This window comes from Actinomyces gerencseriae DSM 6844, assembly GCF_000429265.1.
GTDB classification, from domain to species: Bacteria; Actinomycetota; Actinomycetes; order Actinomycetales; family Actinomycetaceae; genus Actinomyces; species Actinomyces gerencseriae.
The window spans coordinates 151,561-161,355 of the sequence record NZ_AUBN01000011.1 but is presented as its reverse complement, the minus strand read 5'-3'; the positions used below and the strand labels follow the sequence as shown (position 1 = coordinate 161,355).

Genomic DNA, 9,795 nt, shown 5'->3' with positions numbered 1-9,795 from the left:
GCACCGGTGGGGGTGAAGTGGACGTGGATGCGGGGGTTGGCCTCCAGCCAGGCGCGCGCCTCGGGGGTCTTGTGGGTTGCGTAGTTGTCGATCACCAGGTGCAGCTCCTCGTCGGGGTAGGCGCGCGCGACCTGGCGCAGGAAGACGAGCAGCTCGGTACGGCGCTGGCGGGGCCTGCAGGCGGCTGTGACGCGGCCGGTAGCGACCTGAAGGGCGGCGAACGGGGTGGAGGTGCCGTGCCGGGTGTAGTCGTGGGTGCGCCGCTCGATCCCGCCCGGCTGCATGGGCAGCATCGGGGCGGTGCGGTCCAGGTCCTGGATCTGGGACTTCTCGTCGACGCACAGCACCACGGCGTTGTCCGGGGCGCCAGGCGCAGGCCCACCACGTCGGTGACCCTGCCCACCAGCTCGGGGTCGGTGGAGTACTTGAAGGTCCCCGACCTCCAGGGCTGGATCCCATAACTGCGCCACACCCGCGCCACGGTGGCGTTGCCGATGCCCAGGTGACGTGCCAGCAGTCGGCTCGACCAGTGCGTGACCCCGTACCTCTTGGGAGGTGGCGCCAAAGTAGCGGCCACGACCCGCTCCTGAGGCACCTGCCCGGGACGCCCCGAGCGGGGCGCGTCCTCCAGCCTCCGCACACCCCCGGCCTGGTAGCGGCGCTGCCAGGAGACCACCGTGGGGACGCTGATTCCCACCGCCTGCGCGATCCGACTGTTAGCCATCCCCTGAGCGGCCAGGAGCACGATCCGCGCCCGCCGCGCCAAACCAGCCGGCACCGTCGTGGCACGCAGCCAGGACTCGAGCACCTCCAGGTCACCCTCACGCAGAACCAGTTCAGGAGCAGGTCTATTCGCCATACCCCTCATCATCCTAAACACCAACCACAAAACAACTAACAACACGCGACACTAGGTGCAGGCCAAAAACCGAATGCCATCCAGCGAGCCCCACCAGGAATCCTGACAACGACGGATCAATAGCTAATCCGGCGCCAGCAGTAGATCCGAAAATGGCGAACGCCTTCGCCAATTGCTCACCCGTGTATGCTTAAGCGAGCAGAGCACTACCAGCAGTCATCATCGCAGCCGCTCCGACACCCGACAGGCCGCGGACCACATCAAGTAACAAGATGTTGTTAGCCAGTACGCTTGTCAAAGAGCAGGCAGCGAACAATGTTGTACCAAAAATGAACACACGCTTACGGCCAAGAATGTCTGCCAGCGATCCAAAGATCAACATAAAGGCAGCGAACGTTAGATTGCACGCATTTACAACCCGCTGCAACTCTACGAGGCCAGGATGCAATTCAGCATTAATCTGAGGGATTGCGACCGATGTGCCGGTTAGAGATGCGGGGAGAATAAGCGCCGCCAGACAAGCGGTCAGTAACGTCAGCAACTGTTGTGATCGGTTTACGGTATGTGGAGTAAACATTGAGTATGTCTCCCTTCTTGCGAGAGGTCGTGATTCAAGAGGAATGAAAATCTTTGAATCAAGATTTAAGGCATCGCGAGAACAAGTCAATACAGCCCGCGACTGTCAAATTATTATTACGATCGACGACTTTCTTTTAAAAATAGTCCATGACACCTGGAGGTTTATTCATAGGGTGTAGGTGAATATGATTCCGAGGATGGCGGTGATGGTTGTTGGGAAGGTTTGTAGTGGTCTTCTGTAGCCGGCGTGCAGGACCTTCCATGTTTTGATGTTGGCGATGACTCGTTCGATCTTGTACCGGATCTGGTTGACGGTGGTGTTGTAGGCCTTGTCGTCAGGGTGGAGCGGCAGGCATGGTGGTTTTCTTTTCGGGGTGATCATTCCCAGTCCGATGTACTCCTTGTCGCCGATGTGCCTGGGTGGTGAGGCTCTGTCCGGGAGGTCGGCGGGTGGTACGTCGAGCAGGCCGCAGCGGCGCAGCGCCTCAGCGTCGTGCGTGCATCCGTCCTGGGGGTCGGAGACCCGGGCCAGGGTCCCTGACAGGGTGCGGGCGACCTGGACGTTCAGCCCCGTGGTCCCGTGCTTACCGGAATAGAGCTCGGGGTGGTCCTTCCAGGACCAGCACTCCAGCAGGGTGCCGTCCACAATCAGCTGGGCGGTGGGGTCCAGGTCCTCCACGACTGGCACCTGGTCGCTGAGGGCGTGGGCGATCAGGGGCGTGTAGGAGGTGATGACTCGGGAGGCGGTGGCCTGGGAGACACAGTAGAGCTCGGCGAGCAGCTTCTGGGGCAGGTTATGCCGCAGCCAGGATCAGAATCAGGCGCACGCACAGGAGCAGCCCCAACGCCCTCGCCCCGAACACCGGCAGAGGACCGGAGGCGTGAATGGCCTCGCACAGGCCCAGAACCTCACTGCGGGAGATTCTCGTGCTACTATTCGTCATGGCGGCTTGCTTCCTGAGGTGCTTTAGATTTGACACCTAAGATTCTCTCAAGAGCAAGCCGCCACCCTATCTAACGACACATCCCCCTTTAAACACCCTAAACACCCCTATGAATAAGCCTCCTTGATTTAATTCGTCGCCAAGTACACCGTTCACGACCAATGAAGTGAGTAACTCACTCAGAAGAAAGACATCTTCGAAAAATTACCAGCATAACTTTTTTGAATGGTGTAAATTACACGCAATTCCGATAAGATCAGCTAATCGAGACGACCTAACGAGCAACTTAAATCGTTGCACCATCAGCGTGTCGACCTCTCTAACTTTTCAACAGAATGATAGGCAACGACACATGCTTTGAGACATAGATCATGCAAAAGGTTTACGATCAAATCTGGCAAGTCCGCGCACATCACTATAGTTAAATTAAAGATTCGAGCAGCACCAAGCGCACATCGATTGCCGATTGGGGCTATCTCCCGCAAAGATCTCAACTAGGAGATCCATCGGCGTTGGATAAATATTGATTAAATTTGCTCTTCTATTTCGAACATTTTTGACATGTCTGCTAGACGAAGACTCGAAATTGTTGTGACGATCAAGCTCACGACACCTAACCGTATGAAGATGAGGTAGCCACCTGAGCAAATCAGCCTTGCTGGCGATGTATTTGTGTTGCCTTACTTCGTACCCTGTCATTCGACAGACTACATCGACGCCACGGAACCCTGCAACGCGAAAGAAGCGAATTGATCCGGCCGATTGGGTGATTTACGCCACCGCCGTTGTCGATCTAGGTGAGTCCACTCACCAAATTGGCGCTCGACTGAATGAATACGGGCGCTTGCAAGAGAATGAACCAATATCCACCCGTCTTCGCAAGCGCCCGTGTCTCGGTCTCTCAGCAGATATTCAACGACAGAACAGACTGTTCAACATCGATGGACTTCCGTTGTAACCGTGGTGTCCAGATGGGCTTTGAGTGAGTTACCACTCTGCTGCGCTATCGAACGCGCAGCGCCACCTTGCCTGTAGTTTGGCCAGTTTCGAGGGCTTCGAGCAGCCGTGCAGCGTCGATGATGTTAGCGACGTCGGTGAGGTCGACGCGAATGGTGCCGTTGGCAACAGCGTCGAGTGACCACCGTAGCGACTCGGTTCCTTCCTCTGGGTGGGCAACTAGCCATGCACCGACGTTGAACCCGGCGGTGGTCTTGTTTTGCAGCCAGTGCTGTGTGGAGTTTACGGCAACGTCTTCTGCTTGCGATGCATTGCCAACACGAATCAGTCGACCACCACTGCGCAGGACGCGGAAGGCGTCTTCTGTCGCCTTGCCACCAACGGGGTCAACGACGATGTCGTAGAAGTCCTCGGGGATAGCAGCAAGGTCGTCGCGTAGGTAGCTGTTATCGTAGCCAAAGCCACGTGCGATCTCCTTCTTGGCGTCGGTACCAACCACGGCATCGACACGACCGGCCCCCAGCGCACGGGCTACCTGGGCAAACTGCGACCCCAAGCCACCAACGCCGGCGTGAATCAGCAGACTCTCGCCGGCAGCAAACCGGGCCACGGTGGTCAGCGCCAAATGGGCGGTAACGGTGTTGATCGGTACAACGGACGCAAGGTCCATAGGCAGCGCGTTGGGGACCTCGGCTACTAGCGAGGCTGGGGTGCAGACCACCTCAGCGAACCCTCCGGTATTTGGCAGGATTGCGGCCACCTTCTGACCGACAGTGAGGTCGGTAACACCTGCGCCGAGCTCACGGATGGAGCCTGATACCTCCAGTCCGGAAATACGACCAAGCCGAGATGGCATCCGCCCAGTGGTCCACAGCGCGTCAATGAGGCCAACGCCTGCGAAGTCAACATCGATACTGACTTCACCTTCAGCTGGCAATGGCGTCTCGACCTCTGCGTACTCCAGCCCGTTGAAGCGGTCGTGGCGGTTGATAATGAGTGCGTGCATAGAGGCTTCTCCTTCTTGTGGTGGTTAGTTGGTAGAGGTGGGCTAGATTGAAATGAGGCGCTCACGGCGTTGACTAGTCCAGTTGGGGTCGTCGATGTCGCAGCGCTCGCCGACGACATCAGCCGCTAACGCATCGAGTGCACACATATCGTCCAAGTCAAGAGTGACCGTCATCGAGCGGACATTTTCGTCAATGCGATGCTTTTTCGCGTGCCCGGGATAGGAGCAAGTGCAATATCTTTACGTTCAGCTGTTGCATACAACCAAGACAATGCAATCTGTGCCGCCGTGGCTTCATATTTTTGGCCACCGTGTTTAATGTTGTCACGATCGTTTGATTTATTGCGAGCGCATCGCCGCTAAATCGCGAGAATGACCCACGCCAAGCGTCGTGAATTTGCTGCGCATTACTGATGGTCCCGGTAAGGAATCCGCGACCCAACGGCGAATATGGTACAAATCCGATTCCGAGTGCAGCAGCAGTTGGAACGACATGCTCCTCTACGTCACGACTCCAGACTGACCATTCGCTTTGTATAGCGGCGATCGGGTGTACCGCTTGGGCTGCTTCTATCTCCGGAGCAATGACTTCCGACAGGCCTAGATGGCGAACTTTTCCTTTCGACACCAACTCACTCATAGTTCCCACAACATCTTCGATCGGTATCGAAATGTCACGCCTGTGCAGATAGAGAAGATCGATCACGTCTACGGACAAACGACCAAGACTCTCATCAACTGCCTTACGAATGTATGACGCATCGTTGATCACGCGAAGGGATTTTCCGTCGGCAGAGCGCGAGATCCCCACTTTGGTTGCAATGGTCATCTCGCCTCGTCGATGCTTTGCCACCTCACCGACAGTGAGTTCATTCCTTCCGTCACCATAGATGTCTGCCGTGTCGATGAAGTTGACACCGATATCGAGTGCATGATTGAGTGTTGCAATGTCATTTTCATGAGCACTGTAGCCATACACACCAGTCAGTGCCATAGTGCCGAACCCCATTCGGCTGGCGACTAGTTCATCTCCGAGAGTGACAAGTGCGGGGCTTACCAAGTTACCTCCTAGGTTTGAATAGCGGCCGTCGAGGAGAGTGGTGACAGACTAGCATGAGGGTCCTGTCATATGACAGACTTCGATCATCTGACGACCGATGGTCACGAACGGCGCGTTATGCCCGCAACCGCAACGTTCTTGTCCCATCCACCCACTGGTCGAAAAGTGCGATATGTCACTCACCGAACCATGATGAGCCGGCCCTCGATGTCGACCACCGAACGACCTCTCGCCACCACAAACAGAGCAGCAGCGCTCAACCAACTGCCAGCACCTAAAGTGAGAGCATTGTCACAGTCGATTTTGCGGGCCACTGTATGGCATCGTGTCGTATCTCGGGGAACACCGATGGCAGTGCGGCTCGGTGAACATCACGCTTCCGGGGCAACTTGAGGCGCTTCCACTCTCAGCGCCGACGCACGGCCGACATTGAAGGATCAATCATCCGACTACACTGGAGTGGACAGTGTTAGATCAGCCGAAGACGGGACAAGTGTGACAAATCACTCAGATCAAGCGCAGTGTAATTGCAATGAAGATATGACACTACGCCTCGGCAATGGAATCAAACGGGTCGAGCAGCTCCTTATGGGAGAAAAAGCTCGAGCCTTACGTGATTTTGAGCTGACAGTACCTCAGTACGCCACCCTGGCAACACTTGCCCACTCCCCTGGCCAGTCCGCCGCACAGCTCGCGCGAGCAGCGCTTGTGTCACCTCAGACGATGGCAACCATTCTCGGTAACTTGGAGGCGAAAGGGCTGATTGAGCGAGACGTGTCGTCATTACACGTCAGGGTACTTATATGCCATTTGACTAGCGCGGGCTGCGAACTAGTGTCTAATGCGGATCGAACGGTTAAGTCAATCGAAGACGACCTTCGTTCTAATTTCACCGAAGACGAATTTCGCTGTTTCCGCGAATACCTGGCTCGTTCGGAACAATATTTACTTACACGAGTAAAATCATAGCACAGGATTATCTCCCCGATGGTCCTAATGCACATTTCTCCTGATTGGATTTCCGTTGCTGAAAGTCAAGGCGCACCTATAGGCGCCCTACGAAGAGGAAATAGCCTACCTCAAAAAAGCGGGACAGAAGCGCTGGCAAGAGTTTGCGGCTGTTAGGCTCTGCGCAAAGATCGCGCTGCAATCACTAAACTACGAGCGACCGGTGATGGTTCCAGGAAGGTCTGGGTTACCCACTTTGCTCAATGGTCTTATCGGTAGTATGACGCATTGCAATAGTTATTGCGCTGCCGCGGTAGCGCCTTCTCAGGTTTGTAACGCGATAGGAATCGACGCCGAGCCAAATCGGGGTGTTACTCCAGGAGTGCTAGATCGCATCGCGTCTTCAACGAAATGCGAACACGTCCAATATCTGCGCGCTTTACATCCACACATTTCGTTCGATCGGCTTTTATTCAGCAGCAAGGAGTCTATCTATAAGGCAGTATTTTCGAACTCCGGCGATAGTCTCCGCTTTAAGGACGTTCGGGTTTTAGCGAACCCAAACAGTAACTTTGATACACAAATAACGTCATCTCATTTGAGGCGCGCGTCACTTCAAGTGATACTGGGGCGAGCGCGACGGAATCTTGGGTACTATTGTTACCATTCATCTCATAGATCTGCCTGTCAGAGCGACGGCTCTAGCAGAGACATCTACCTCACTCGCGACAAGATGGAAAACCGGCTCTTCGCGTTTGAGGGTGTTGTAGCTGGAGCCTATTGAAGTGCATAGGTGGGGTGGGTGTGTCGTTGCGGTGGGTAGGGGTCGAGGTCCCCTGATGATGGGAGCTGCTACACACGCCACCTGAGAGACCTCGACATGCCTGAGACTACCTTCACCGCCCCTGATCTGACGACCTTCCTGGGCCTGGACACCCTGGGACTGACCGCGGTGGGCCAGCACCTCACGGCGGAGTGCGCGCTGATCGAGTGCCGCATGCAGATAGGGGTCGATGATCCTTTCTGCAAGGCCTGCGGCGCCCAGGGACAGGCTCGTGGGACGGTGGCCAGGCGCCTGGCCCACGTGCCAGCGGGGTGGAGGCCCACGCAGCTGCTGGTACGCCTGCGGCGCTTCGCCTGCACCCACTGCTGCCGAGTGTGGAGGCAAGACACCTCCACCTTGGCTGAGCCCAGAGCGCGGCTGACCCGCTCGGCGGTCGAGTGGGGGCTGCGTGCCCTTGCCCTGGAGTGCATGTCGGTCTCCCGGGTAGCAGCCGCTCTGGGGATCTCCTGGCACACCGCCAACAACGCAATCCTGACCCAGGCCGAGCAGGCCATCACCGGCAACCCTCACCGCTTCGACGGTGTGGAGGTCCTCGGAGTTGATGAACACGTGTGGCGCCACACCAAGCGGGGCGACAAGTACGTCACCGTGATCATCGACCTGACCCCCGTGCGCGACCGCAGTGGTCCGGCCCGGCTTCTGGACGTGGTCCCGGGCCGGTCCAAGAAGGTCCTCAAGACTTGGCTCGCCCAGCGCGACCAGGACTGGCGTGGACGGGTTGAGGTGGTGGCGATGGACGGCTTCACCGGGTTCAAGAGCGCCGCCGGCGAGGAGCTGCCCAAGGCCCGGGCGGTCATGGACCCCTTTCATGTCGTGTCCCTGGCGGCCGGCAAGCTCGATGAGTGCCGCCGCCGCATCCAACGAGCGATCACGGGCCGGCGGGGCCGGGCGGAGGACCCGCTCTACCGGGCCCGGCGCACCCTACTGACCGGAGCCGACCTGCTCACCGACACCCAGGCCGAGCGTCTCGAGGCCCTGTTCACCGACGAACGCCACGCTCCGGTTACGGCCGCCTGGGGCGTTTACCAGCGCCTGATCTAGGCCTATCGCACCGAGGACCCGGGCCTGGGGCGGTTCCTGATGCAACGGCTCATCAGCTCCCTGAAACAGGCCATCCCAGACGGGCTCGAGGAGATCCAGACGCTGGCCAGGACCCTGACCGAAAGAGCCTCCGACATCCTGGCCCACTTCGACCGCCCCCGTACCTCCAACGGCCCCACCGAAGCGGCGGGCGGACGCCTGGAGCACCTACGCGGCATCGCCCTGGGCTTCCGCAACCTCACCCACTACACCATCCGCAGCCTCATCCACGCCGGACGCCTCAAAGACCGCCTGACAACAACCACCTAAACCAGGCGATAATCCCCACCTACAACACCCTCAAACGCGAAGAGCCGGAAAACCTGGGCAGGTTTGGTCAACACTTTTTTCGACCTAGCAGAGTCCTACGTTCGTCGCAATATTCCCATGACCATGAAGGATAGAACCAAATCACCCAGGCGACTTCCTCAACCTTGACGACCACTCCATCCTGGATAACGTCAGAACCATCTCTATAGAACAGGCCAAACATCGCGTCGTGAGCCAATTCGAGACATTCCGAGTGGTATAAGGACTAGAGGCAATATAAGCGACTTTGATCAGTTAGGGAAACAGGCAGATACTGAGTGTTTAAAATTAGCGACGAGCGGGGTGACGTTTTTCCCACTACTGTATTTCTGAGGTGAGCACATACCACTCGCGCTGAGCAGATCTTGGGTGCTGTTTGAACAGGCACTGTGCCGCACCGTGACGATCGTCTGACCATTACAGAGTCGTCAAGAGAATTTGTTGGTGGCGCAACTATACATGGTTGGCTACGTGCCGCCTAAATTTAGGTTCCAGAATGATAATTCAGCAGCATATAAGATCCACTTATCACCCTTCAGGCAAGGTCCGACCGATCACCCCATCTGCCCTCGTTGGCCTTGAGGTGTTTGCTCACCGTATCCCGCCCGAAGCCGAGCTCCAGCCCGATCTCGATGTAGGTACGGCCCTGAGCGTGGAGCTGCTGAGCACGACGGAGATCATCATCGGTGAAGCGCCGCTTGCGGCGGGGTCGTTGCTTAGCTTGGCGGCAGACAGCCTTCACCGTAGAGGTAGACGTGCTGACCTGTCTAGCGATCGCTCGGGCGGACATGCCGGTGGGCTCCAGATCGAGTATCTGCTGCTTCTTCGCCGCGCTGATCGGACGGCAGACCGTCTTGCGAATACCGCGGGCCGTCGTGGTTTCGCTCGCCTGCTCGGTAGGCGCTACGCTAGGCGTACTCGATTCCGGAGCCATCTCACCCGCGATGAGGCGCTTGCGGAAGGCGAGTAGGGGTAGCCAGTTGTTCGAATTGATGTTGCCCAGGTGTACCACGAGGTTCCTATACGAACTTGCATCATATGGGTCATGCCTGCATCATGAGGGTCATGGCTTGGGGTCGTGTTTGATGGTTGAGAGCGTCCGCCCCGCCGGGTGGGCGTTTTTCGGACACCGCTTGTTTTGTGTTTCAGGCCGTCTTGGTCGGGTCCAGGAGATTCGCGTTCCGCCTCGTTGGGGGCGCGATATTCTAG

General features: G+C 57.3%; 9 protein-coding genes and 2 pseudogenes. 3 read left to right on the top strand and 8 right to left on the bottom strand.

The window, feature by feature from the left end:
* The 7 genes and pseudogenes from G448_RS18510 to G448_RS17400 form a co-directional block, all read right to left on the bottom strand.
* A partial coding sequence (locus G448_RS18510) for an IS630 family transposase (RefSeq protein ID WP_026407247.1) occupies positions 1 to 350 on the bottom strand: 350 nt, incomplete at its 3' end.
* A 128-nt stretch (positions 351 to 478) separates the two neighbouring features.
* Positions 479 to 859 (bottom strand): annotated as a pseudogene (locus G448_RS19170) (helix-turn-helix domain-containing protein); the annotation flags it as partial.
* Positions 860 to 1,049: 190 nt separating this feature from the next.
* Positions 1,050 to 1,436 carry an MFS transporter gene (locus G448_RS19165; RefSeq protein WP_084436368.1) on the bottom strand — a complete coding sequence of 129 codons (387 nt, stop codon included), beginning with the start codon at positions 1,434 to 1,436 and terminating at the stop codon, positions 1,050 to 1,052.
* Between the two features lie 168 nt (positions 1,437 to 1,604).
* Positions 1,605 to 2,117: a transposase family protein gene (locus tag G448_RS0105875; RefSeq protein ID WP_026407246.1), complete on the bottom strand. Its 513-nt coding sequence runs from the start codon at positions 2,115 to 2,117 to the stop codon at positions 1,605 to 1,607.
* Between the two features lie 115 nt (positions 2,118 to 2,232).
* On the bottom strand, positions 2,233 to 2,382 hold the full coding sequence (locus G448_RS18710; protein ID WP_156910931.1) for a hypothetical protein: 150 nt from the start codon (positions 2,380 to 2,382) through the stop codon (positions 2,233 to 2,235).
* A gap of 1,003 nt (positions 2,383 to 3,385) precedes the next feature.
* Positions 3,386 to 4,345: a quinone oxidoreductase family protein gene (locus G448_RS0105865; RefSeq protein WP_026407245.1), complete on the bottom strand. Its 960-nt coding sequence runs from the start codon at positions 4,343 to 4,345 to the stop codon at positions 3,386 to 3,388.
* Between the two features lie 190 nt (positions 4,346 to 4,535).
* Positions 4,536 to 5,405, bottom strand: coding sequence for an aldo/keto reductase (locus G448_RS17400; protein WP_211227965.1), 870 nt, complete (start codon positions 5,403 to 5,405; stop codon positions 4,536 to 4,538).
* Between the two features lie 540 nt (positions 5,406 to 5,945).
* Here G448_RS17400 and G448_RS17395 point away from each other — a divergent pair.
* From G448_RS17395 to G448_RS15270, 3 genes and pseudogenes are all read left to right on the top strand, one after another.
* Positions 5,946 to 6,374, top strand: a complete 429-nt coding sequence (locus G448_RS17395; protein WP_084436366.1) for a MarR family transcriptional regulator — start codon at positions 5,946 to 5,948, stop codon at positions 6,372 to 6,374.
* 100 nt (positions 6,375 to 6,474) lie between these two features.
* Positions 6,475 to 7,137 carry a 4'-phosphopantetheinyl transferase family protein gene (locus G448_RS19160; RefSeq protein WP_425393639.1) on the top strand — a complete coding sequence of 221 codons (663 nt, stop codon included), beginning with the start codon at positions 6,475 to 6,477 and terminating at the stop codon, positions 7,135 to 7,137.
* A gap of 96 nt (positions 7,138 to 7,233) precedes the next feature.
* A pseudogene (locus G448_RS15270) lies at positions 7,234 to 8,547 on the top strand (ISL3 family transposase).
* A gap of 574 nt (positions 8,548 to 9,121) precedes the next feature.
* On the opposite strand, the gene G448_RS18705 reads toward G448_RS15270, so the two are convergent.
* On the bottom strand, positions 9,122 to 9,598 hold the full coding sequence (locus G448_RS18705) for a helix-turn-helix domain-containing protein (RefSeq protein WP_084436361.1): 477 nt from the start codon (positions 9,596 to 9,598) through the stop codon (positions 9,122 to 9,124).
* Positions 9,599 to 9,795: the final 197 nt, after the last annotated feature.

Coding starts and splice junctions, on each gene's coding strand:
- G448_RS19165 (WP_084436368.1), bottom strand. CDS start 1,436: ATGTTTACTCCACATACCGTAAACCGATCACAACAGTTGCTGACGTTA.
- G448_RS18710 (WP_156910931.1), bottom strand. CDS start 2,382: ATGACGAATAGTAGCACGAGAATCTCCCGCAGTGAGGTTCTGGGCCTG.
- G448_RS0105865 (WP_026407245.1), bottom strand. CDS start 4,345: ATGCACGCACTCATTATCAACCGCCACGACCGCTTCAACGGGCTGGAG.
- G448_RS17395 (WP_084436366.1), top strand. CDS start 5,946: ATGACACTACGCCTCGGCAATGGAATCAAACGGGTCGAGCAGCTCCTT.